This window comes from Chroococcidiopsis cubana SAG 39.79 (assembly GCF_003991895.1).
GTDB lineage: Bacteria > Cyanobacteriota > Cyanobacteriia > Cyanobacteriales > Chroococcidiopsidaceae > Chroococcidiopsis > Chroococcidiopsis thermalis.
In genome coordinates this window covers 1-22,937 of the sequence record NZ_RSCK01000016.1, presented here as the reverse complement: position 1 = coordinate 22,937, position 22,937 = coordinate 1, and the positions used below count along the sequence as shown (strand labels likewise).

At 46.1% G+C, this 22,937-nt stretch carries 21 protein-coding genes; 8 read left to right on the top strand and 13 right to left on the bottom strand.

Going from position 1 to position 22,937, the window contains the following annotated elements:
- Positions 1 to 16: 16 nt before the first annotated feature.
- Positions 17 to 1,852 (bottom strand): DNA mismatch repair endonuclease MutL, encoded by a 1,836-nt coding sequence (gene mutL / locus DSM107010_RS12505; protein ID WP_127023069.1) that lies wholly within the window; start codon positions 1,850 to 1,852, stop codon positions 17 to 19.
- Positions 1,853 to 2,277: 425 nt separating this feature from the next.
- Here mutL and DSM107010_RS12500 point away from each other — a divergent pair, with 425 nt between their 5' ends.
- The 4 genes from DSM107010_RS12500 to DSM107010_RS12485 all read left to right on the top strand — a co-directional run bounded on the left by DSM107010_RS12500 (position 2,278) and on the right by DSM107010_RS12485 (position 4,645).
- Positions 2,278 to 2,742 carry a rhodanese-like domain-containing protein gene (locus DSM107010_RS12500; RefSeq protein WP_015153326.1) on the top strand — a complete coding sequence of 155 codons (465 nt, stop codon included), beginning with the start codon at positions 2,278 to 2,280 and terminating at the stop codon, positions 2,740 to 2,742.
- Between the two features lie 227 nt (positions 2,743 to 2,969).
- The gene (locus DSM107010_RS12495) at positions 2,970 to 3,281 is read left to right on the top strand and encodes a carbon dioxide-concentrating mechanism protein CcmK (protein ID WP_041462378.1); all 312 of its coding nucleotides are present in this window, start codon (positions 2,970 to 2,972) and stop codon (positions 3,279 to 3,281) included.
- Between the two features lie 204 nt (positions 3,282 to 3,485).
- Positions 3,486 to 3,821, top strand: a complete 336-nt coding sequence (locus DSM107010_RS12490) for a carbon dioxide-concentrating mechanism protein CcmK (protein WP_015153324.1) — start codon at positions 3,486 to 3,488, stop codon at positions 3,819 to 3,821.
- Positions 3,822 to 3,913: 92 nt separating this feature from the next.
- Positions 3,914 to 4,645, top strand: a complete 732-nt coding sequence (locus DSM107010_RS12485; RefSeq protein ID WP_106168987.1) for a TIGR04283 family arsenosugar biosynthesis glycosyltransferase — start codon at positions 3,914 to 3,916, stop codon at positions 4,643 to 4,645.
- Between the two features lie 27 nt (positions 4,646 to 4,672).
- Here the strand turns inward: DSM107010_RS12485 and DSM107010_RS12480 are convergent, their stop codons facing one another.
- Complete coding sequence (locus tag DSM107010_RS12480; RefSeq protein WP_015153322.1) at positions 4,673 to 6,094, bottom strand: cytochrome P450; 1,422 nt, start codon at positions 6,092 to 6,094, stop codon at positions 4,673 to 4,675.
- A 163-nt stretch (positions 6,095 to 6,257) separates the two neighbouring features.
- Between DSM107010_RS12480 and DSM107010_RS12475 the strand changes: the two genes are divergently transcribed.
- Positions 6,258 to 7,553: a cation:proton antiporter gene (locus DSM107010_RS12475; protein WP_106168986.1), complete on the top strand. Its 1,296-nt coding sequence runs from the start codon at positions 6,258 to 6,260 to the stop codon at positions 7,551 to 7,553.
- Between the two features lie 42 nt (positions 7,554 to 7,595).
- On the opposite strand, the gene DSM107010_RS12470 is transcribed toward DSM107010_RS12475, so the two are convergent.
- From DSM107010_RS12470 to DSM107010_RS12420, 11 genes are all read right to left on the bottom strand, one after another.
- Positions 7,596 to 7,967, bottom strand: coding sequence for a hypothetical protein (locus DSM107010_RS12470; RefSeq protein ID WP_015153320.1), 372 nt, complete (start codon positions 7,965 to 7,967; stop codon positions 7,596 to 7,598).
- Between the two features lie 125 nt (positions 7,968 to 8,092).
- Positions 8,093 to 9,199 (bottom strand): saccharopine dehydrogenase family protein, encoded by a 1,107-nt coding sequence (locus DSM107010_RS12465; RefSeq protein WP_015153319.1) that lies wholly within the window; start codon positions 9,197 to 9,199, stop codon positions 8,093 to 8,095.
- A gap of 88 nt (positions 9,200 to 9,287) precedes the next feature.
- A complete protein-coding gene (locus DSM107010_RS12460) occupies positions 9,288 to 10,265 on the bottom strand; it encodes a YihY/virulence factor BrkB family protein (RefSeq protein ID WP_106167790.1) in 978 nt (325 codons plus the stop codon).
- A 285-nt stretch (positions 10,266 to 10,550) separates the two neighbouring features.
- Positions 10,551 to 11,384 carry a hypothetical protein gene (locus tag DSM107010_RS12455; protein WP_106167791.1) on the bottom strand — a complete coding sequence of 278 codons (834 nt, stop codon included), beginning with the start codon at positions 11,382 to 11,384 and terminating at the stop codon, positions 10,551 to 10,553.
- Positions 11,385 to 11,724: 340 nt separating this feature from the next.
- Positions 11,725 to 12,279 carry a CAP domain-containing protein gene (locus tag DSM107010_RS12450; protein WP_015153316.1) on the bottom strand — a complete coding sequence of 185 codons (555 nt, stop codon included), beginning with the start codon at positions 12,277 to 12,279 and terminating at the stop codon, positions 11,725 to 11,727.
- Positions 12,280 to 12,987: 708 nt separating this feature from the next.
- Entirely contained in the window at positions 12,988 to 13,269 is a 282-nt protein-coding gene (locus DSM107010_RS12445; protein ID WP_039717448.1) for a hypothetical protein, read from the bottom strand.
- 12 nt (positions 13,270 to 13,281) lie between these two features.
- Positions 13,282 to 14,430 carry a class I SAM-dependent methyltransferase gene (locus DSM107010_RS12440; protein WP_106167793.1) on the bottom strand — a complete coding sequence of 383 codons (1,149 nt, stop codon included), beginning with the start codon at positions 14,428 to 14,430 and terminating at the stop codon, positions 13,282 to 13,284.
- 176 nt (positions 14,431 to 14,606) lie between these two features.
- Entirely contained in the window at positions 14,607 to 15,854 is a 1,248-nt protein-coding gene (gene trpB, locus DSM107010_RS12435; protein ID WP_106167798.1) for a tryptophan synthase subunit beta, read from the bottom strand.
- Between the two features lie 66 nt (positions 15,855 to 15,920).
- A complete protein-coding gene (locus DSM107010_RS12430) occupies positions 15,921 to 16,685 on the bottom strand; it encodes a hypothetical protein (RefSeq protein ID WP_106167794.1) in 765 nt (254 codons plus the stop codon).
- A gap of 242 nt (positions 16,686 to 16,927) precedes the next feature.
- On the bottom strand, positions 16,928 to 18,145 hold the full coding sequence (locus DSM107010_RS12425) for a helix-turn-helix domain-containing protein (protein WP_106167795.1): 1,218 nt from the start codon (positions 18,143 to 18,145) through the stop codon (positions 16,928 to 16,930).
- 221 nt (positions 18,146 to 18,366) lie between these two features.
- Positions 18,367 to 20,874 (bottom strand): glycoside hydrolase family 31 protein, encoded by a 2,508-nt coding sequence (locus tag DSM107010_RS12420; protein WP_106167796.1) that lies wholly within the window; start codon positions 20,872 to 20,874, stop codon positions 18,367 to 18,369.
- An 86-nt stretch (positions 20,875 to 20,960) separates the two neighbouring features.
- On the opposite strand from DSM107010_RS12420, the gene DSM107010_RS42195 reads away from it, so the two are divergent.
- From DSM107010_RS42195 to DSM107010_RS12405, 3 genes are all read left to right on the top strand, one after another.
- Positions 20,961 to 21,092 (top strand): hypothetical protein, encoded by a 132-nt coding sequence (locus tag DSM107010_RS42195; protein ID WP_277871320.1) that lies wholly within the window; start codon positions 20,961 to 20,963, stop codon positions 21,090 to 21,092.
- Between the two features lie 144 nt (positions 21,093 to 21,236).
- Entirely contained in the window at positions 21,237 to 22,043 is an 807-nt protein-coding gene (locus DSM107010_RS12415) for a TPM domain-containing protein (protein WP_106216248.1), read from the top strand.
- 206 nt (positions 22,044 to 22,249) lie between these two features.
- Entirely contained in the window at positions 22,250 to 22,876 is a 627-nt protein-coding gene (locus DSM107010_RS12405; protein WP_127023066.1) for a precorrin-8X methylmutase, read from the top strand.
- Positions 22,877 to 22,937 lie beyond the last annotated feature (61 nt).

Sequence of the window (22,937 nt, the reverse complement as noted above, 5' to 3'; positions counted from 1 at the left end):
GAAATAAAACACGTGCTTAGATTCCGTGGCTTTTACCAATCACCCAGTGACGGCGGAAAAAACGCGATAAAGCCGATTCTTCTAACGATAAATAAATTGGGCGACCGTGGGGACAGGTACGGGGGTTGCGGGTACGCTGCCATTGATTGAGTAGCGTTTGCATTTCTTCTAAACTCAAAGTCGTACCGTTGCGGATGGCACAGCGACAGGCAGTCGCAACTTGAGCCGCTTGTAAGTCGCCACCTAAACTTAGTTCTACCAAGGCATCGGCACAATCGTCGCGCTGTACCAGCATTGCAGGGGCGCTACGGACTGCCCACAAGCGATCGCCAAACGGCTCGACTTCTAAATTCAAACGCTGTAATTGAGCTATTTGAGCCAGCGAAAGATGATTCAGAATCACTGGCGGTTCTAGAGGGACGAGTTGCCAGCGATCGCACAGTTGCTCGTACAATACTCGTTCGTGGGCGATGTGCTGTTCCACCAACCACATACCACCAGGATGTTCTACCAAGATATACATGTTGTGTACCTGGGCGATCGCTTTCAGAAAAGGGTGTAGGGTGTGGGGTGTAGGGTGTAGAGTCGATCCCCCCTCAACTTCTTTGTCTCCCTTGTCTTCCTTGTCTCCCTTGTCTTCCTTGTCTCCCTTGTCTCCCTTGTCTCCCTGTGCGATCGCCCGACTCGTACTATATACGCCTTTTTCTTCCGCAACTTTAATGAGTTTAGTAACTCGTGTATTATGAGCCGCGTCCGACACGCTGTTACTATTGAGCCGCAGTATTTGTTCTATAGCGCCTGCCGTGTGTTCTTGCCAATGACTCAGATGATGTAGGTAAATTTCGGTTTTCGCTGGCTGGCGGTTCCAATCGATCTGCCACGGCGCAACTTTCAAATGGAGAAAACAAACTGGATAGCGATCGCGGGGTAACGTCCGTGTCATCGCCGCAAAGATCGTTTGTTCCAATTCTGCAAACTTCACCATTCTACCGTTCACTGCCACCCTCACCCAGTCTGGACGATGACGATGACAGCGATCCGGTAAACCCAGAACCAATTGAAGGGATGAATAGTGAGAATTTGGAATTCGGAATTCGGAATTCGGAATTAAATTCTCCCTCTGCTCCTCTGCTCCCCTGCTCCCTGCTCCCTCAAAAGGAGTTGGCACTTCAACCTTAAGATATTGCAAATCGCTCAAACTGACTTGGCGTAGAATTTGTGGGATTAAGTGCTGGGTAGTTGCTCCTGGGGAGAGGGTAAACCATTCGCGATCGTCTTGCCAGACTTGCCAGGTGACGTGAGGATGACACAGGGCAATTTGCTGAATTGTATTTTGGATCGCTCTGGTTTGTTGACTCAGAGAAGGCATTCCCTGACGACGTTCTGCCCAATTTGCAAATAAATTAGAGACTGTGACGACTGTACCAGGAGCGATCGCCACTGTTTCTGTCTCTAGAACTTCGCCGCGATCGCAGTATCTCACGCGCCATCCCTCACCAGTCTCAGCAGCACGGCTCAAAATTTCTAATTCAGCCAGTTGAGCCAAACTATGTAACGCCTCGCCACGAAATCCCAAACTCGTAACTTGCCACAAATCTTCACAGCTACGAATTTTGCTGGTGCTATGGGCAGTAGCACACGCTTGTAAATTCTCCAAATCCATGCCACAGCCATTATCGGCAATGCGAACGCGCCACTGTTGCGGATAGAGATAAATAACTACCCGCGTTGCTCCAGCATCTAGAGAGTTTTCTGCGAGTTCCCGCACGACAGCAGCCAGAGAATCGATAACTTCTCCAGCCGCGATTAAATGTACGACCTCAGTAGGTAAAGGTAGAATCCCAGATTTCATAAGATCTAGTCTATCGGAGGAGACAGTTATCAGGGAGCAGGGAGCAGGGATAAGAGAGCTGAGGGAGCGATCGGGAGCTGAGGGAGATGAGGGGGAGAAGGGGGACAAGGGAGCAACTACCAATTACCAATTACTAATTACCCATTACCCATTTATAAATATTTTCTAGGATTATTTCTTAAGGATGACGAAGTGTGATTTTATGACCATAGATAGTGAATCAGGTTCAATTCGATTTGCATTGCTATAGCTATCATCTATGTCGTGGGTTTTACTTCTTCTACATGGAGATAGATCGCTGATGGATGTTTGAGTTTATTATTCTATCTTTAGGATGAATGTAGAAAAGTTCTTGCTAAAGAAAGATCGTTTTGGTTTGTTTTCCTTGGTACATTGCTGTTAGTTTTGTAAAGAGAGGAAGCCTAATGGATAAAGATAATCTTATGCAAGGGGTGATTCCACCTGAGCCTCCGATTAAAGCTCAGTCGGGCGTACACGAACTGAAATCGCGCTTGGAATGGGGAGAACCTGCTTTTACCATCCTTGACGTGCGCCCTCGAAACGCATATAACGACGGTCATATCATGGGAGCTATGCCCATGCCAATGGAAAGTTTAGCTGAACGGGCAAAATCTTCCTTAGCTCCGAGCCGCGATATCTACGTTTACGGTGAAACAGACGAGCAAACTGCTGAAGCTGCTCAAAGTCTCCGGTCGGCAGGATTTGAGCATGTATCGGAACTTAAAGGCGGTTTTCCTGCATGGAAGGCGATCGCAGGTCCTACAGAAGGGATTGTTGAGTCTCAAGCACCAAAAGATCAGGAAGTATACAATGTTGTAACTCAGTTACAACATCATACGGATACGCAGAAAAACCTTAGAGATAACTAGTGTAAGAAGTCAGAAGCCGGAATTAAAAAAAGACGAAGCTACTTACGTAGAACATCAAAAGAGCGTTAGAAATTTAATCGACTCTGAATAGCAAACCAATCCCATCTCGGAGTTTTTTCGCGGTGGGATCTTTATCATCTAGCTTTGGGCGATCGCCAATCGTCAATTTTGCGATCGCGGCACTTACAATAAAATGCATTGATGCAATTGATCTAGGAGTCGCGATCGTGCCAGCAGCAGTAGGAGTCATTGAAACTTTGGGTTTTCCAGCCATACTCGCCGCAGCAGATGCAATGGTGAAAGCAGGCGAAGTCACCCTTGTTTACTATGGGATTGCCGAAAAGGGAGAGTTTTTAGTCGCGGTTCGCGGTAAAGTAGCAGAGGTTAATAGATCTGTAGAAGCGGGAATTGCGGCTGCTGAAGAAGTGTTTGGGGCTCAAGTCATCGCTCACTACATCATTCCCAACCCGACAGAAAACATAGAAACGGTATTACCAATTCAATACACTCAAAAAGTAGAGCAGTTCCGCACGTTTTAAGGCGACTGGCAATATAAAGTGAGGGCGCAACGCGATCGCCTGTCAGAGCTTATTGTCAAAATTAGGAATAAATATCTATTGACAAAGAAGAGATGACACAAAATGCTTTCGCTCTGTCAAAATATAGGATGAGCATTTATAGAATGTATTTCTTAAGCTCTATACTTACAAATTCTTGACACGATCTATTTGGGGAGATAGCCAGTGCCACAGGCAGTTGGATCGATTGAAACGAAAGGTTTTCCTGCTGTGTTAGCCGCAGCAGATGCAATGGTTAAAGCCGGAAGAGTCACTTTAGTTGGTTATATTCGAGTTGGTAGCGCTCGTTTTAATGTCAACGTGCGCGGTGATGTCCAAGAAGTCAAAACCGCCGTTGCCGCAGGAATTGAGGCAGTAGAAAATGTATACGGAGGTACGCTTGAATCCTGGGTGATCATTCCGCGCCCACACGAAAACGTAGAAGTCGTACTACCCATCGGCTTTACAGATGAAGTCCAGCGCTTCCGCGACTCGGTGGAACGACCGATAATTCAAAGATAGAGAGCGATCGAGTAGGGAGCAGGGAGCAACTACCAATTACCAATTACCAATTACCACTAATAACTGACAACTGTTCCCTACTCCCTTTTCTTGTGATTCGGATTTCAATTATTATTCCAACGTTGAATGAAGCAAGCTGTATCGGGCGTACTCTGCGACAGCTAAGCATACTCGATCCTCCAGCGTGGGAGGTGCTAGTTGTCGATGGTGGTAGCGAAGATGGTACGGTTGCGATCGCTCAAGCTGCGGGAGTGCAAGTTTTATTCTGTACTGAGCGAGGGCGTGCAATTCAAATGAACCAAGGGGCAAAAGCTGCCAGCGGAGAAGTTCTTTGTTTCATCCATGCTGATACTTGGGTTCCAGACGATCTCGTTGAAATAATCGAGCGGACTTTGGCAGATCCTGAAGTTGCAGGTGGGGGTTTTGTTTCCCTCATGGCAGGTTCCTCCAAAACTCGTTGGTGGATGTCTCTGCACAATTTTCTCAAAACTTATTACGCGCCGTTACTATTTCGTCCCCACTTATTTTTTCAGGGTTTGAGGTTACTATTCGGCGATCAGGCGATTTTCTGTCGTCGAACTGATTTTTGGCAATGTGGTGGCTTCGATCGTACTTTGGCAATTATGGAAGAAGCCGATTTCTGCTTGAAATTAGTGCGGCAAGGGCGCATCCGGCAAGTCAATCGCATCGTCCAAAGTAGCGATCGCCGTGTTGCCCGTTGGGGGTTTTGGCAAGCAACAGCAATATATCTATATGTCGGTTTTTTGTGGGGATTTGGTATTTCTCCCACATATTTAAAGCGACTGTATCGGGATATTCGGTAAGTGGTGCGTGGTGAGTGGAAAGAGCGATCAATAGCTGGTGGCTGGAATTGCTTCCTTGTCTCCCTTGTCTCCCCCCTCTCCCTTGTCCCTCTTGTCCCCCTCAATTCTCCGTCCAGTCATAACCATTTCAACTTTGGTAGGGGCTGAGACTAAACCTCGCCTTACGGGATGTACGGGGCGGTTGTTGGCTAGCGAGAGTTCTAAGTTAGATAGGATGGTAGCCAAGACGAGTTTCATCTCAAACAGGGCAAAAGCTGCACCAATACAGCGCCGCACGCCGCCGCCGAAGGGTAAGTACTCGTAAGGAGAAAATTGCCGTTCTAGGAAGCGTTCTGGTTTAAATTGCTTTGGTTCGGGGTACAGGTCTTGGCGTTGATGGGCGAGATAGATGCTACCTACTAATACCGTACCTGGTTCTAACTGTTGCCCTAAAAGAGTAACGGGCGATCGCACGACTCTCGGAAAAGTTAGCATTCCCACGGGATAAATCCGCAGGGTTTCAGAACAGATGGCGTTGAGATAGGGCAGTCGCACGATCGCGTTTTGGTCTGGTGTATCGCCTAGAATGTCAAGTTCTGCCAGCAACTTTTGCCGGACTTCAGGCAGTTTGTGAATCCAATATAATGCCCATGTCAAAGCTGTAGCCGTGGTTTCGTGACCTGCAACAAGCAGCGTCATCAATTCATCGCGTAGTTCCTCATCTTTCATCGGTTCTCCGGCTTCATCCCGCGCCGCCATGAGTAAGCTGAGGATGTCGGTACGCCCGGGATCGGGATTGGCGCGACGTGCTTCTATTTCAGCATGTAGTAGTCGATCGAGTTGTTGTTTTTGACGCAAAAAGTTCCCCCACGGACTCCATGCACCTAAATCTCGTTGTAAAAAGGGAAAGAATAAGAGGCTAGCTTTGAGGGGCGAGTTCGTTAACTCCAGCATGTTGTAGAGGAGTTTTTCGATCTGTCGATAGCGTTCTCCTTCCCTCAAACCGAAAACAGCTTGCAAAATGACATTGAAGGAAATGGCTTGCATGGAATCCCGCACAGAGAAAGGCTGATTCGGGTTCCATTGGCTAGTGACTTGTTTGGCGATCTCGGTAATGATTTCACCGTATGCCTTCATCCGATCGCCATGAAAGGGTGGAACCATCAGTTGGCGCTGGCGGCGGTGGCGATCGCCACTTTGCATGATGACTCCAAAATCCCCTAATAATGGAGCGAAAATGCCGTTGATCTCTCCAGGTGCGTCAAACTGCTTGTAATGGTCGTTGGTCAATATCTCCTGTAACAGTTGGGGACTGCTGACATAGACCAGGGGACGATAATTTAAACCTACCTTGAGAGTAAACCAGTCACCATAACGTTGAGCGCAAGACTCCATTAAAGCAAAGGGATTAGCAATCCACTGTAACAATTGAACGAGCGGTGGAGTTTTTGGACCTTGGGGTAGAAACATAATTTCTTGCTCTAACTCTCTTTCTAAATCTCTTTTATTGTTACGCCAGCCTTAAGTAGTCAAAATACAGATACTGCATTACTGAAATAATCTACCCCAAGCAGATGTAGAGTCAACCGCGATCGCCTTAAACTTTCCTAGCGTTTTCTCGTTGGCGATCGCTATGGTGGATATTTATATTCTCGATCTACTTGTCATTGGGTTGCTGCTGCTAGCAGTCACCCTTGGTTCGGGTTGGATTTCCCGTTTACCTTTTTCCTTTGCCCTCATTTACTTAGTTGTAGGGATTATTCTCGGTCCCTACGGTTTTAAACTCATTCAAGTGCAACCAAATGCTGAGTTTTTGCAACGACTGACCGAATTTGTCGTGATTGTCTCGGTGTTCAGTTGCGGCTTAAAAATGAACCGTCCCTTACAATTGCGAGCATGGCAAATTACAGCCAGATTGATTGGATTTCTCATGCCCATTTCAATTGTAGCGCTGGCAGCAGTAGGACATTGGTTGTTGGGAATGAATTGGGGTGCAGCCGTGTTACTGGGTGCAATTCTCGCTCCTACCGATCCCGTATTAGCTTCAGAAGTGCAGCTAGCAGACATTGACGATGAGGATGAATTACGTTTTGGTCTGACTTCCGAAGGAGGTTTGAATGACGCACTGGCATTTCCCTTTGTCTATTTTGGCTTGCATTTATTCAAAGACCCCAATTTAGATAATTGGTTTAAACAATGGGTAGCCGTGGATTTAATTTGGGCGATCGCATCTGGAATTGTGATGGGAATTGCCGTAGCCAAAGCTATTACTTGGATCGATCGCCAGCTGCAAAAACGTCGTCCTGCTGATGTTTTGATGGAGGATTTTGTTGCTCTAGGAACGATTTTGGTTACCTATTCCTTGGCAGAAATTGTTAACGGCTATGGATTTATTGCCGTATTTGTTGCGGGGTTAGTCGTCCAGCGAAATTACGCAGACAATCTAGAAAAACGCGAGTCCGAATTAGAATTTGTCGAACGAATTGAAAAGTTAATGGAAGTCGGCACAATTCTGTTACTAGGATCGCTGTTGAGAATGCAACCCTTGTGGCAATATCTCGGAAATTCTCTGATTGTGGCAGGATTATTACTCTTTGTCATCCGTCCCGTAGGAGCGTGGATTAGCACGATTGCAACAAATCCTCCGGTAGAATGCGATCGCCGTCGCTTGCATCCTGCCAGTCGATGGTTATTTGGTTGGTTTGGTATTCGCGGTGTTGGTTCTTTGTACTATCTCTTCTACGCTTTTGGTGAAGGTTTAAAAGACAGTGCGGCAGAACAAATTGCCTGGATTACTTTCACAACAATCGTTATTTCTGTAGTTTTACATGGAATTAGTGCCACACCTTTAATGAGTTGGTACGAGCGTAGAATCAGAGGGAAGAGCAGGCGAGCAAAACACGCAACTCTACCCGAACAAAGCGAGTAAATAATGCATAGAGACGTATCATATTACGTCTCTATATTTGTACTATTTTGCTATTTTTTCCAGTAAGCCTTTTGCCTTATCTTTGAGACTAGTTTTACCTTCTTGGGCTTGAGCATCGATATTTTTGATATTAGCCTTTAAGTTGGGATCGAAATTTCGATTAGAGTTAGTCCTTGCTTGTTTTGCCTCTTCCATCAATCCCGTGGCTTCGCTATACTCATATGCTCGCTCGATCTTCTCTTCTGGAGTAGGTTTATATTCTGGAGGGATGAGTTGTGTCTCTTCTAAAGTCGCTGCATAAACTGGTGAATAGCCCGCGATCGCAGTGCCAAAAAAGCCAAGTAAACTCACGAGAAATAACAGTAAAAGCTTTTGCAAAAGCCCTTGTTTTAGATTGGATAAAATCCCACGCATGACAGTCTCTCAAAAAGTTTGACGATGAGAGCAGCTTACATTTTCTGCTATATCTATTCCTTCTACCAGAAGTACGATGTTACCATTTTTCATAAATGTAGGTAGGGGCGCACAGCTGTGCGCCCCTACAAATATATTTGCTGCTGAATGTGAATATTACGACTTGCCATAGTTTGTTCAAATAAGTCTGTGGGCAAGGCTTGTTCTACAGTCGAAACTCCTGGGTGCTTGAGCTTGCCTGATAATAAAAGTTGGGCAATACTACCAGTACCGCAGCCAGCAGCGATCGCGGTGTTATCGTGAATCAACGTCGAACAATAACTCGCCTGCTGTCCGTCTTTTAACCCCGTGACTTCGGAACGAATTGCGACTCCAATCCCGCTAAAACGATTTGTTACATCGGTCATATAGTGGCTGACATGGGCTAAAAATTCGATCGCACTGCGCCGTTGCATCCAAGATTTGGGGAAGACATGGGCGGCAATCCAAGTGAGATGATTGTAAAAATCGGGAACGGAACCAAATTTGGTAATTACGGTTTTGACGGGGAAGGCTTCCGGTAAGGTAAAAGCTTCTGGCATATCAAACCAGTAAACGCCAGATTTACCATAAGGCGCGGGAAAATCTACGACTTCGCGATCGCTATATGGTTTAATTTCCACCCACTGACCGTCGATCCAAGCGGTGAAAGGCTTCTGTAACCCCAAAAATGTCGTTCGCATGACTGTCACGCCAGCACCGCCAGAACCCGCTACTAAGTAACTTAAGTGGATGCGTTCCGGCTGGTCTAATTTTTCCACTCCCTGGCGTACCATGCTGTTTGAGATTCCAGGGAAAACGCCTGTATTGACGATTGCTGTCACTCCAGCAGCTGAAGCCGCTGGAGATAAATCTAAAGCTTTGCGAGTAAAAGACCGATGATCGCTAACATCGAGATAATCTACACCCGTTTCGATACAAGTTTTCAGAACGCTAGCGTCACGGAAGTGAAAGGGTCCGGCACAATGAATGACGAGATTGGAAGCGGCGATCGCTTCTCTTAATTTGGCTTTGTCTGCTAAGTCTAATGCTAGCGATCGAACCTGCGATCCTAGTTGCTTGCTAACTGCGGCTGCTATATCGGGGTTACGGCTAGTGATGGTAATTTCTGCTGATGTATGACTGGCAATGTCTTGGGCTACACTGCTGCCGATTCTTCCCCTGCCACCAAGAATTAAAACTCGATCTGTCATCAATCCAGAATTGTTGCACCTTCTCTATTTGAACAGATTTTATGCCCGCTCTGCCTCGGTAGTAGGGATGAGTTTGGTTTTACCTCTGTCATCGTCTGCCAAACCAGTTTTTTATCTTTGTCAAAAAACCAGAACGGCGGCGAGGGCGGATACGCGGTGAATTCTGAGGATCTACAGATGGTAGTCGGTTAGCAGCAACAGAAACAGCATTTTTTGTTGGCACAATTTCAGAACCATATTTACGGGCATAAACTTGAGTAAATTCCGCCCCTAAAAAGAAAACTTGGGCAGAATAGTAGATCCAAACTAAGAGAACGGCAAGGGAACTAGCTGCACCAAAGGTCGAACTGACGGCGGCACTACCGAGGTACATACTCAATAACGTTCTGCCAATTGTGAATAAGAAAGCCGTTGTTGCCGCACCAACTAAAACATCTTTCCAAGCAATTTTGACATCAGGCAGGATGACGTAAATCATCGCAAATAATAATGTCATCAAGCTAAAAGAAACGACAAAGTTGAGAATAGATAATCCAGTTGCTAAACCTGGTATCCAACTATTCATAAAGCTACTAAATGCTGCTAGTGCCGTACTCAAAAATAGAGATAATAACAATAAAACGCCAATCCCTAAAACCATACTAAATGAGATCAGGCGGCGGCGAATTAATACCCAGATTCCTTGTCCTGATTTTGGTGCAACTTCCCAAATTGTATTGAGTGCGTCTTGCATTTCACCAAATAAACCTGTCGCACCTAACAGAAGTGTAGCAAGACCGATCGAAGTGCCAACAATACCCGTTTTGGTTTGATTGACGTTAGCAAGTGCAGTTTGTACGACTGTTGCCCCTGCTTCTCCTACTAAATCTTGAATTTGGGTGACAATTTCTCCTCTAGCAGCTTCTTCACCGAATACAGCACCTGCCACAGCGGTCGCGATCATCAGTAGTGGTGCGATCGAAAATATCGTGTAATATGCTAAGGCTGCTGCTAGCCGCGATGCTTTATCCTGGTTCCACTCCTGAAATGTCTCTTTTAATAATTCTCCAACAGATCGCAAGTGCATTGTTTGTCTCTTGTTGGTATTTGTTCAGTTACGTTGGTTGCAGTCAAAAAGCAAAATGGTATGAATTTATTGTAATACCAATTCTTTGTGACTACATCGCAGAATATCCCCCATAGTCACCTTAATAAGGGGGGTTCGGGGATCGGATCTGTGCAAAAACAAATAGAATTGGTATGGGCTAGCTAGGCTGAGTTGTTGTAATACAAATCTTTCCTATTCCCAATCGGGTAGGTACTTTTATTTAAATATTTTTTGTGCGATGTGAATTAATTTTATAGTAAATTATTATACAGTAACCGGAGTTTGAGATTCAGTATTGTCAACTTGGAGAGGAAAAACTAAAAATTTTTCGCGATCGCTCAAGCATTTTTGGGCAACCATCTCCGGCAAATTGGGTAGAATTAGTGCTGTCTTTCTGAGAAAGATACTAGTCCACTTTCTAATCCAATAGTGCTGCATTTGATTGACAATCTCTGCATCGTTGCCAGTAAAAATGAATTCCGCATTCTCATCCATCTGAAAGTATGCCAGACACTCAATTTGTTTGGGGCGAGTAGAATCCCAGTATTTTATTGTCGATTTTCTTCCCATGTAAGTACTGGTAAATTTACTTAAATGGTTGAGAGCATTTAATAGTTCTAAAACAGTAATTTTTTCTTTTTGCTTGAGAGATAAGCTTTGATTGCCATCGCATACGTGAGGAAATGTCTGCGAAATTGGCTGTGCGATCGCGCGAACGAGAGGAAATTCTTTAGCTAATTTCTGAAATATAGTAATTGTTTGTTCGGCATCTTTTTTGAGTACAGTTTTTAGTTGTAGGTTAGCGATCGTTTTAATTGCTGCTAGTCCCATACTCGTCAAAACTAACAAGGTGACTTGCGAACTCACTTTATATGTATAAACGTAATTCGTGTGAATTGGAAATTCAAAAACATCAAATGCATCGGGATTCTTGATAATATTACGGATAAAATTATGATTGAGAAATTCTTTAACTTGCCATTGTACGGCTTGCTCTTTTAAACATAGGTAAGATTTCGGTTGCTCTTGAATGAGAATAATTCCTAATCCAACGACTCCGGGCAAGTTGAGAAAGTTTTTAATAGTCGTCTCAATCATAGGATTATCATCCTTGTCCTCTTAGCTAGAAATATCTTTTGTTCTCGATCCAATAGTTTGAGTTTACATGCTAGCTTGGTAAAATCATACATAAGTAAAATAATTACTTTCTTCAGTAGAATGCGAATATAAAAACTATAACCGATGAGTTTAACGAGAAAATATTCTACTCTCAAGGTAGATTTTACTGAAAATACCTCTGAGGGTAGAGGGGGTTTTAATTATGTCGGTAAATCCACGGAAAATATGATTAATTTTATCAAAAAATAATAGGGTACGCGATCGGCGCACCCTAGCAATTAAGTTGATTGGGATTCTAACAACCGGACAAATTTTACCTTCATCGCTTCAAGATAAATATTTGCGTGAAGTAGTATTCTCCTTTTGAATTTCTGGCAACACCAATACCAGTTAGGTTGTAACTACCTACGATGTTCCGTTGGTGTCCAGAACTATTTAACCAGCCTTGAACGGCATTGGCAGCAGGATCGGCGTAACCTTGATTATACGCAACATTTTCTGCTGCTCCCCTATAGGAAATGACTTTGGCAATCTCTTGCACTCTCTGCTGAAAACCATTATGGCTGAAAGGAACTGCACCACTTGCCATATTTTGACTGTGAATTCGAGCTTGATTGCTGATGCTATTATCCCAAGTTAGAGGAGCTAAATTACGCCCTTGGCGATATTGATTAATTCGGTTGAAAACAGCCCGTTCTACGGAGGAAGTATCAGCCTGAGCTAGGATAGTCGTATTAGGTTTCGGCTTTGCAAGTATGTTTTTCTTAGCAATCTCTCGGTAAAAAGTAGGGGTTTTAGCGTTAGCTACAATTGTTGTTCCAGTGGTGAAAATGACTGAACACAAGGCTAGTTTGAACAAAACAGAATGCTTCATGCAATGATTTCCAATGAAAGAATAAGCAAGTGAAACTGAAAATTTTCAGGATGAATCGCTGCTAAAAGAATTAGCAGATGAGTTTATTTTCCAAGCTGAACCGCTGCTAAAAGAATTAGCAAATGTACAGTTTAATCTAATGCGGTCACTCTTGAAACTTTTTGCAGAAAGATTTAAAATTAACTGCAAAAATATAGCCTACAAATCTATTCGACTTTATCTCTAATTAGCTAACAAGCGAATTATTACTGAAGCTATATATCGAAGTAGTTTTACTGAAAACTCAGCTATATAAATTCTGAATTAGTGACAAATACTAGACTGTTGATAGCGTATGGCGAGCCGTATTTCACTCAAGGCTTTTCAGTTAAGGCAAGAACCCTCCTAACCCAATACTTCTCGGTTAGAGTACATAGTCCTTGAAGATCCCCCTTAATCCCCCTTGGAAAGGGGGAAAAAAGCTATTCTTATCCCACGCCACTTTAACGCGACGTGCTTCAACGGGGGCGACGAAGTCCGCGATCGCGCCACCCCCGCACGTAAGTGGCTCCCCTTTTTAAGGGGGGTTGGGGAGATCGAATCAAAACCCACGAAGTATTGCCCCCTAACCCGCCGCACAAAACAAAACCCCCGAGTTTGCGGGGGCTGGGGGATCTTCAATCTTGCAATTTCGCAACGTAAGAAAAGCGTAAGACCACGCGCTCTAGATTATTCTGAAACTGTTTCTTCCTGCAATACCCCTAACACTCGCGCAATATACTCGCTACGCCATTGTTCCCGTGCCTGCACTACTGGTTCCTCTGGCTGATACGCTTCAATCTCTGCCAGTGATATAACTTCTTTTGTCGCCAGTAAACGTTCTACAGTATCGAGACGTTCCCGCAAGACAGACACCTCACCTGTTAACGCGACGATCGCGGACAGCAATTTATCGAGTTGCGGCTCGTCAAAGTAAACGGGGCGTTTGCCCTTGGCTTTTTTCATCCCCATGACTTCCTCCATTTACTTAGTCGCAGCAACAATAAACCAGCTACCTCTACTACCTCCTCCTTGTTGGGAATTGTCAGCCGCAGTTTTCCAAGCCCCATTGGGAACGAAGGTTTGTATAACTCGATCTGCTGCAAATCCAGCTTCAATCATAACGGCTGTCAAGTCCAACTCCCGCATGGCACTCCAAAAAGGTTCGTTGTTGTTGGCAGTTTCCCAGTCATACATGAAAGCGCTGAAGGCATCCATGTGGCTGTACAAGGGTGCTTCTACGTGGATCGTCATCCCCCCAGGAGCTAGGAGGCGATCGCATTCTCGCATCACGTTACGGATGGCTGGAAGGGGAATTTCATGCAGCAGGATATGAGAAACTATCAGGTCAAAGGAAGCAGCTTCAAAGTGAGTCCGTTCGGCATTTTGTTGAGAAAAATGGACTCGTTTGCCTAAAGCTTCTGCTCTAGCGTGAGCGTAGCGTAGCATCGGTGCGCCAATATCGATCGCGTAGACTTCGGCTTCTGGATAGGCATCGACATAGGGTAAAGTACTGTGACCGACAGAACAACCCAAATCGAGAATTTTGGCGGGTCGAAAGTCGGGATATTTTGGTTTCAGGTAGTTTTTGACAATGGACAAGCCCATATCATCGTTAAGCGGACCCAACCACCCCGCACCGTAAATATAAACGCCGCGATCGTAGGTCGCTCCCGCAGCTAGATCGTCTGCTGTATATTCGCTGTGATAGCTACCAGGCATACAATGGATATCGACAGCGGTTTGGTAGGCAGGAATTTTGAAATTTGGGTCTAGAGTCAGCGTACCTAATTGGCGATCGCTCTGTTTTGCCCGGTCGATGAGTTCTGGTAGTTGTCGCTCTACACTGGTATTAACCGCATCCCACAACATTTCCTGGTTGATGCGCCGCAAAGCACTCCACCAACGATAATGCGGGTGTCCTTGCATAGCAGTGCGGATTTCGTGACGGTTTTGGGGCGATCGCTGGTGTTCGCGTTCAAATTGGGGCTTGACAACTTGCTCGTATACTCTTTTATTGCCGGGACTGAGATTTTTAACGATGTGTAGTTTCAGGCTTTTTACAAAGTTTTGTCGCGCCAGCTCATCATGAGTGACTTGTGGTAGCATTGGGTGTTGGAATTGCCGATCCATGTTTCCACCTCTTGAATAAGTCGTAAGTCAAAAGTCAAAAGTCAAAAGTGAGTTATTTACAACTTAGATTGATGTATAACAATTTTGCAGGCATATCATGAAGATCTACCTGCTCTAGTTGGGTATTTTCGGAAAGTATTGCTAATTGCTAAGTGCTAAGTGCTAATTGTGAGTTGCTAATCGCCAATCATTTTTAGGTACTTAGCAACGGTTTGTACGTCTTTGTCACCGCGTCCCGAACAGTTAATGACAATGCGAGGGCTACCGTCTAGCTGCGGACAAAGGATATCGAGATAGGCGATCGCATGGGCGGTTTCGAGCGCGGGAATAATCCCTTCTAACTGCGAGAGACGCTGCAATCCGGCGATCGCTTCCTCATCGGTAATGCTGTAATATTCTGCCCGACCAATCTCTTTTAAAAAAGAATGCTCTGGACCCACGCCAGGATAATCTAATCCCGCACTGATCGAGTGTGCCTCAATCACCTGTCCGTCTTCGTCCTGCAACAAGTAACTCATGGCTCCATGCAGTACCCCAACTCTACCTTTGGTTAAAGTCGCGGCGTGTTTTTCCGTAGTGACTCCTTCTCCAGCAGCTTCAACACCAATGAGTCTGACGGTTGGTTCGTTGACAAATTCGTGAAACAGCCCCATAGCATTAGAACCGCCACCTACACAAGCCAGCAAAATATCTGGTAAGCCACCCCATTTTTCCATTGCTTGGACACGGGTTTCTTGACCGATTGCTGCTTGAAAGTCTCGGACAATTGTTGGGTAAGGATGGGGACCAGCTACAGAACCGAGGATGTAATGAGTTGTTTCTACGTTCGTCACCCAGTCGCGAATAGCTTCAGAGGTGGCATCTTTGAGCGTTCCCGTACCAGCTGCTACAGGTTGTACCTCTGCCCCCATCAAGCGCATCCGAAACACGTTCAGGCTTTGGCGTTCCATGTCCTGTACGCCCATGTAGATGACGCATTTTAGCCCAAACCGAGCGCAGACAGTAGCTGTAGCAACGCCGTGCTGTCCCGCCCCTGTCTCGGCAATGATGCGTTGCTTGCCCATCCGTTTAGCTAACAAAACTTGAGCCAGAGCGTTGTTAATCTTGTGAGCGCCCGTATGATTTAAATCTTCTCGTTTGAGGTAGATTTGCGCCCCCGTCCCATCTGGACGGGCGTAATGTGCTGTGAGGCGTTCGGCAAAGTAGAGAGGGGTGGCTCGTCCTACGTAGTCGCGGAGAAGATTTTGCAGTTCTTGTTGAAAGTCCGTGTCATGTCGATATTTTTGGTACGCTGCTTCTAACTCGCTTAGGGCAGGCATCAGCGTTTCTGGTACGTATTTTCCGCCAAAACGTCCAAATCGTCCGAAAGAGTCAGGACGTTGTGTAGATGGTTGGGAGTTGGGGGAGATCGGTGTAAGGGTCACGATACCTGCGGAGAATGACGATACTCCCATCATTATATAAGTTTGAGGAAATAGGTTTGAGGATAGTTAAGAAGAAGAGGGCGATAACGCCAATAATAAAGTATAAGCTCCCGCACCGAGAGCAAATGCCCAAAAACGGCTTTCTCTTTCGGCTGGTAGTTCTTCCTTCAAGACATTGAGAATAATTCCCCCAGCCAGGAAAGCAAACATAAGTGCGATCGCCGTGCGGTCAACTCCCATACCGCCACTACCAAGCGTCCACCCAACAATTACTGCTGTTGCTAATACCCAGCGACCAATACCGTTATAAATAAACTTGTGATGTTCTCGCAAGCCATAATCGTTGACTGCAAAGTGTAATGCCATTGCTAAAGCAAATTGCAGCATCCCAATCGCATCATTATCATCGCGATTGAGTAGTAAGTAACCGATGATGGTATTGTAAAAACCGTAAACAATGATATGCAGCCAGAAGACACTTGCTGCCGTTACATCTCCTCGGCTCTCTTTGCGGTTGTAACGACGCGATGCGATCGCCGCCCGATCCAAACCATAAAATATCGCTAAACCCAAAAGCGCGACTACGTAAATATGGTATCTCCAAAAAGCCAGCCATCCACCTACAACTTCTCGAATGACTGCTTGTGCCTCGCCTAATTCTGGCAAAATATGAACGAATACATAAGCGATCGAAGCCCCACTGCTGGCAGACAACCATATGCTACGCGGAGTCGCGCTCAGAAATCGCAGCCTACCAGCAAATAATTGCACTAATGCTAGTGCAACTGCCACAATCAGGGAAAGCTCGAACAGAAATCCAGGTAAGAGCATTATTCACGATTGATGATTGGCGAGCGGTATTCGATGGCTGATGAGCGTACCTCCCCATTTGCAATCTAATGTTATGTGGCTATAACGATTTAATTTATACCTTAAAACAGATCTGCAACTAAATATATAGCATTATTTATCAATCCGGTCTTAGCAATCGACTGACTTACGGTTGTGGCGGTTAACTGTTAACAGTTAACCGTCAGCGAACTATATGGGCGCGATCTCCCAGATAATTCGTTTCAAGCACTTATCTGCGGTCGCTGCTCGTGGCAGACAATAAAATGATTCTTGCTATCAATCTCAATTTTTCCTTCCGCCTGTAATTTGCCTAACATGCGGGTGATCGTAACTCTGGTGGTCGAGCAAGCAGCAGCAAGATCGCTATGAGTTAGACGAATACCCAAACGAATACCTCGCTCCGTAGGTTGACCGATTTGCTTAGCTAGCAACAATAACAAGTGATGCAAGCGGCTCTTGGCATGGCGCTTGCCAGAAATTGCTAAAAGAGCTGTTGTTTGCTGTAGCCGTTGGTTAACTTTGGGTAATAATTTTTGCGAGAGATCGGGATCTGCCGCTAACTCTGACCAAGAAAAACAGGTCAGTTCGACTTCAGTTAATGCTGTGGCTTCGCAAAGTCCGAAAGCTTCTATATCTAGGGCACTGAATGGTGAACCCACTCCTGCCAAACCCAGTAGCACCTCTTCGCCAGTCTCGCAGGCTATTACCAGCTTGACAATCCCGCGACACACCAGCCAAACGGTCTCCGGTCTGAGTCGGATCGTTTCCCCTTTCAAATAAATCTGTTTTTGACTGAGATCTAGCTCGTCGATAGATAGATCTATGTTTTGGTTGTGTGGCTCAAGTTTGTCAGATAGATACAAATGTCGATTGGGATCGCCGATCTCGCGCAGCGATAGCAGGATAGTCTTTGGCTGACCCGTTTTCTCGCAGTTAGACAGACTTGCTACAACTGCCACTTTTACAGGCTGGCGATCGCGCGGACAAAGGTGCATCGTCCATTCCTGCGATTCTTCCATACCTTGTAACTCATTGAATTTGTACCAAAATATTTCCCGGTCTTCGGCACTAAGAAAGGTAGTCAGCGGTTTTCCGCTTAAAAAGCGCTGCGATACATTCAAAAGCTTAGCAGTCGCCTGGTTCACTTCTCGAATCGTACCTGAGAGATCGACGATCGCGTAGCTATCCGGTGCCAGCTCAAATAAATCTTTGTAGCGCCTGCGTTCTTCCTCTAAAGCTCTACGCATCGCTAAAAGTTCTGCATTCTGCCGATGTAGTTCTTCTAGAGTGACTTGAATCTCTTCCGAAGCAACACCAAGTTCCTTAAGTGCTGTGGGTAACAGGTCTGGTTGAAGCTGCGGACAATCTACATCATGAAGCAGCAGGTCCAACCGTCCTTGCATGGACTGGATTTGCTGGACGAAATTATCTGTCAACATGCACTCTACCTCTACACGAAATTGTTAGCGAGCGACGATTGGCGGTCAATGAATCAGTTGTCATTGCTTTGCTTCAGAGTGACAGATTCCCAAGATAGCGGCATCTATCAAAAGGTAAGTACATTCATCAAGCTGAAGTCATCTATAAAAAGGTAGAATTTTTTCCATACATGCAAAGTCTCTACACCGATCGCTTTGTAGAGACGTTCCATGAAACGTCTCTACAAAGCTCCCGACTCCCTGCTCCCTGTAAACTGCAAACGGCGAGCCGTTCCATCATCGCTAAAACGTTGCTGACCGACTCCCACCACTTCGACAACGACTTCTCGCGCTGGTGGTGTCCATTGTCCCTGTCGCGCGTCAATCTCAACGATTGTTTCTTCTCCTATTGTATTGACACGATAGGTAGTGGTTGACCAGACACCTTGACGATAATCAAAGCTAAGTCCGTCATCTTCGTACATCGTCCATTCTCCCTGTCCTGTCCAAACGCGCAGTGTGAGGAGATCGCATGGTTTTTCATCGACAAACTGTACTACGGGCTGCATGGGTATGACTGTCCCAGACCGTACATAGAGAGGCATTTTTTCCAATGGTGCGCGTGCCAGAATATGAGTCGGTCCCGCGAACGCCTCCCCCGTCCACCAGTCGTACCAAGTCCCAGCAGGTATGTATACCGCACGATGTTCTATCCCAGGACGATAAATTGGTGCAGCCATCAGACCAGCACCCAGCAATACTTGGTCGTAGAGGTTGTAAGTCGTGGGGTCTTGGGGAAAATGGTAGAGTAGGGGGCGAAGAATCGGCGCTCCGGTGGTAGCAGCTTCCCAAAATAGGGTGTAAATGTATGGTAAGAGCTGGTAGCGCAAGTTGATATATTCGCGACAGATTTGTTCGACGCGATCGCCAAAAACCCAAGGTTCGTGACGAGCAGTTGTCATTGCCGAATGACCGCGCATGAGGGGGTAGAGCATTCCAACTTGCATCCAACGGGCGAACAGTTCTGCTGTAGCATTGCCAGCAAAACCACCAATATCACAACCAACAAACCCTACACCCGACAACCCCATATTGCACAGCATTGGCAGGGACATTTCCAAATGCTCCCACAATGACTGGTTATCTCCCATCCACACCGACGACCACTTTTGTACGCCAGCATAACCCGAACGAGTCAAAACAAACGATCGCTCGTTGGGGCGCAATTTTTCCAGCGCCTCAGCACTCGATCGCGCCATCATCAATCCGTAAAGGTTGTGAACTTCGGCGTGAGTTGTGGCTGGGTAATTGGTAGTTGGTAATGGGTAATGGGTAATGGGTAATGGGTAATTGGTGGTTTTTTCTCCCTTGTCTCCCCCCTCTCCCTTATCTCCCTTGTCTCCCTTGTCTCCCTTGTCTCCCTTGTCTCCCCCTGCTCCCTGCGGTGCATCCAACGGAAACCAGATGTGCTTACCGTCGTCACCAAAGGGGCGATCGGCGATCGCGGGTTCGTTCATGTCGTTCCAAATTCCGGCTACACCAATACTGGTAAGACTTTCATGTAAGTTTCCCCACCATTGCCGGACTTCAGGACGTAAGAAATCGGGAAATAAGGCTTTATCAGGCCAGACGTAGCCATGAAATAACTGTCCATCTGCTTTACGGACGAAATAATCTTTGTCTATACCTTGGTCAAACACATGATAATTTGCTTCCGGTTCGTACTTTACCCCAGGGTCAATAATTGTTATCGTCTTAAATCCATCCTCGGCTAGTTCCCGCAGTAGCTTCTCTGGATGGGGGAACCGTTGAGGACTCCAAGTAAAGACTCGATACCCCCGCATGTAGTCGATATCTAAATGAATTACATCGCAGGGAATGCGGCGGCGGCGAAATTCTTGGGCGAGTTCTCGTACTACTGTTTCTGAATCATAACTCCAGCGGCACTGATGGTATCCCAAAGCCCAGCGAGGCGGAAGGGGCATTCTGCCTGTTAGCTGCGTGTAGCTACATAGAATTGTGGCTGGATCGGGACCGTAAATGATGTAGTAGTCTAGGGGTGGTGTCTGCATTCCCGCTAAGCTGCGGGTTTCCATGCTCCAAGTTCCAGGTTGAGCTGCGCCAATATCAAACTGACTCCAAAAAGTCGTGTTGAAAAAGATGCCATAACCGACTTCTGGACGCAAAGCCATAAAAAATGGAATTGCCTGATACATCTCATCCGTCAAGGAGTTGTAGTCTAGAGCATCTAGCGTCCAATTTGTTTTAACTTCGCTTAATTTATCTAAGAAACCCGTGCGTTCGCCAAAACCATAAAAATGCTCGTCAGCCTCAATGTGCTTCCAGGCGGCGGTTGCACCCATGCGCCAACCCATACCCATTTCAGCATCTTGGGCAAAGGGGCGATCGCAATTGTCAAAGCAAGTGAGGCGACAAGGTTGGCGTTGAACGACAATTCGCAGCCGATCTGTTTTAATTTCTACCGTGTCAGGTGTTTCTGCAACTTCAAAAGGAACGGGCGATCGCTCGATATCTTCGTCTCCTACGACTGCCCAAGGGCGCTGGGGAAAGAATTCACCGTGAGGGGCTAAACGCACGCGAATAAGATGAGCATCAATAACGCTAATTAATACAGAAGACTCACCGCAATCCAACTGGACAGCGCGATCGCTTTGCGATACTGCCTCCACTGCGCCTACAGTTACCCACGGTTGGTCAGTCGTTGGCAGTTGTCCAAAATATTGCGGCATAAACCTTTCCCCAAATCGCGCATTTACAGCAGGAATTCTATCCCCACAGTCAATTTTCCCGTATCTACACAAACGTAGATTTCTTTGTGAGGGAGCAGGGAGCTTCTGAGCAGGGAGCAGGGGAGACAAGGGAGAGGGGGGAGACAAGGGAGACAAGGGAGAAAAAACCATCAACTACCCATTACCCATTACCCATTACCCACTACCATCACTGCTGACTTTTGACTTTTGACTTCCGATTGATTTGCTTGGGGTCGCTAAATTAGAGTAAAGTAAACAAATGTAAAAAAACGCGACTTAATTATAATAATTCTTACGACAGTAGCGATTTTGAGACTCCGATCTACAACTTATAATTGCCCATGCAGCGTTCATTTTGGCGAAGAATCCCGGTTTTAGTAACAACATTTTTTCTGGCAGGGTTGGTTTGGATGATGCAGCCATCAGCAGCCCTAGCTTATGACAATCCAGAACTGCTACCCGATCGCCCTACCCCGGTCATTGACCTAGCAAAGACTTTTACCGATATTCAGGAAGAACAACTCGTAGCAGATTTAAATAAGTTTGCCGCTGATACTGGCTGGAAACTGAGAGTTTTAACTCAATACGATCGCACTCCTGGTAGAGCAGTAATTAACTTTTGGGGTTTAGATGACAAAAGTATTCTTCTAGTTGCCGACTCTCGCGGTGGTAACATTCTCAGTTTTAGCGTTGGCGACGCAGTTTACGAACTTCTCCCCCGCACGTTTTGGATCGAACTACAAACCCGCTTTGGTAATTTGTACTATGTGCGAGAACATGGGGAAGACCGCGCCATTCTTGGAGCTTTAGAATCCGTTGAAGGCTGTTTAGTCAAAGGCGGTTGTAACGTCGTTCCAGGTCTACCAAGAGAACAGTGGATTCTCACCCTAATCACATCAACACTGGGAGGCGTAATTTGTGGTTTTGCCGCTCAACCCCGTCGTCCAGGACAAGCTCTAGCTTGGCAGTGGGCTTTGATTTTCTCGCCGTTGTGGGGCATATTATTCATTGCTTTCGGTATTGGACCAGTTGTCACGCGCACTACAGAATGGCTACCTCTGATCCGCAATATCTCAGGCTTTCTGATTGGAGCGCTCGTAGCATATCTCACGCCGATATTTGGGCGTTCTTCTGCTTCGGAAACGTAATGGGTAATGGGTAATGGGTAATGGGTAATGGGTAGTTGGTTATTATTCTCCCTTGTCCCCCTTCGCCCCCTAATCCCCACTCCCTTCGGTCGCGGGGACCCCGAGTTCCTCCTTGTCCCCTTGTCCCCCTTGTCCCCCTTGTCCCTGCTCTCTGCTCCCTGATAACTGTTAAACTGGTCTCTGTCCCTAGCTCCCAGCCTTTCTCTATGGAATGGCAGATGATTGATGCCCAAAATCTGGCGATCGTCGATCGCGAGGTTGGCGATTATGACTTCTCTCCCGCAGAATACGAGATCGTCCGTCGTGTCATTTATGCTACTGCCGATTTTGAGTATAAGAATTTAATTCATTTCTCAGAAACGGCAATGCAAGCAGGCGCGGCGGCGATCGCTGCTCGCTATACGATTGTGGTGGACGTACCGACAATCCAAGTGGGCATTCTACCCCAGATTCAAAACACTTTTGCCAATCCCCTTTATTGCAGCTTAGACGCGATCGCTCGTCCGCAAAAAGATAAGACTGCTACAGCTTGGGGAATCGAAAACCTTGCTCAGCGCTATCCCGAAGCAGTTTTTGCGATCGGTCAAGACCAAAGTGCATTAACCAGTTTAATAGATTTAATTGCCGCTAGCGCAATCAAACCAGCTTTGGTAATTGCTACGCCTGCGGGATTTGTCGATGTGGATGCGACCAAAAAACGCTTGCAGGAATTTGCCGTACCCCAAATTTGGACGGAGGGTTCCAAGGGTGGTGCTACTGTAGCCACCGCAATTTTGGACGGATTGCTAGAACTGGCTTGGCTGGCTTACGCCCCCCTAGTACTACAGTTGTAGATAGCTGAGCGATTGGGAAAGGCGACGTTTGTAATGATAAAACTTAGCAATCGCTTGATGT

Excerpts from the sequence above, each read along its gene's own strand:
- DSM107010_RS12425 (WP_106167795.1), bottom strand. The coding sequence starts at position 18,145 with ATGTTGACAGATAATTTCGTCCAGCAAATCCAGTCCATGCAAGGACGG.
- DSM107010_RS12480 (WP_015153322.1), bottom strand. The coding sequence starts at position 6,094 with ATGTTTCTACCCCAAGGTCCAAAAACTCCACCGCTCGTTCAATTGTTA.
- DSM107010_RS12455 (WP_106167791.1), bottom strand. The coding sequence starts at position 11,384 with ATGATTGAGACGACTATTAAAAACTTTCTCAACTTGCCCGGAGTCGTT.
- DSM107010_RS12405 (WP_127023066.1), top strand. The coding sequence starts at position 22,250 with ATGGAATGGCAGATGATTGATGCCCAAAATCTGGCGATCGTCGATCGC.
- DSM107010_RS12465 (WP_015153319.1), bottom strand. The coding sequence starts at position 9,199 with ATGACAGATCGAGTTTTAATTCTTGGTGGCAGGGGAAGAATCGGCAGC.
- DSM107010_RS12440 (WP_106167793.1), bottom strand. The coding sequence starts at position 14,430 with ATGGATCGGCAATTCCAACACCCAATGCTACCACAAGTCACTCATGAT.
- DSM107010_RS12430 (WP_106167794.1), bottom strand. The coding sequence starts at position 16,685 with ATGCTCTTACCTGGATTTCTGTTCGAGCTTTCCCTGATTGTGGCAGTT.
- DSM107010_RS12500 (WP_015153326.1), top strand. The coding sequence starts at position 2,278 with ATGGATAAAGATAATCTTATGCAAGGGGTGATTCCACCTGAGCCTCCG.
- DSM107010_RS12450 (WP_015153316.1), bottom strand. The coding sequence starts at position 12,279 with ATGAAGCATTCTGTTTTGTTCAAACTAGCCTTGTGTTCAGTCATTTTC.
- DSM107010_RS12420 (WP_106167796.1), bottom strand. The coding sequence starts at position 20,874 with ATGCCGCAATATTTTGGACAACTGCCAACGACTGACCAACCGTGGGTA.
- DSM107010_RS12475 (WP_106168986.1), top strand. The coding sequence starts at position 6,258 with ATGGTGGATATTTATATTCTCGATCTACTTGTCATTGGGTTGCTGCTG.
- DSM107010_RS12445 (WP_039717448.1), bottom strand. The coding sequence starts at position 13,269 with ATGGGGATGAAAAAAGCCAAGGGCAAACGCCCCGTTTACTTTGACGAG.
- DSM107010_RS12470 (WP_015153320.1), bottom strand. The coding sequence starts at position 7,967 with ATGCGTGGGATTTTATCCAATCTAAAACAAGGGCTTTTGCAAAAGCTT.
- DSM107010_RS12460 (WP_106167790.1), bottom strand. The coding sequence starts at position 10,265 with ATGCACTTGCGATCTGTTGGAGAATTATTAAAAGAGACATTTCAGGAG.
- mutL (WP_127023069.1), bottom strand. The coding sequence starts at position 1,852 with ATGAAATCTGGGATTCTACCTTTACCTACTGAGGTCGTACATTTAATC.
- DSM107010_RS12415 (WP_106216248.1), top strand. The coding sequence starts at position 21,237 with ATGCAGCGTTCATTTTGGCGAAGAATCCCGGTTTTAGTAACAACATTT.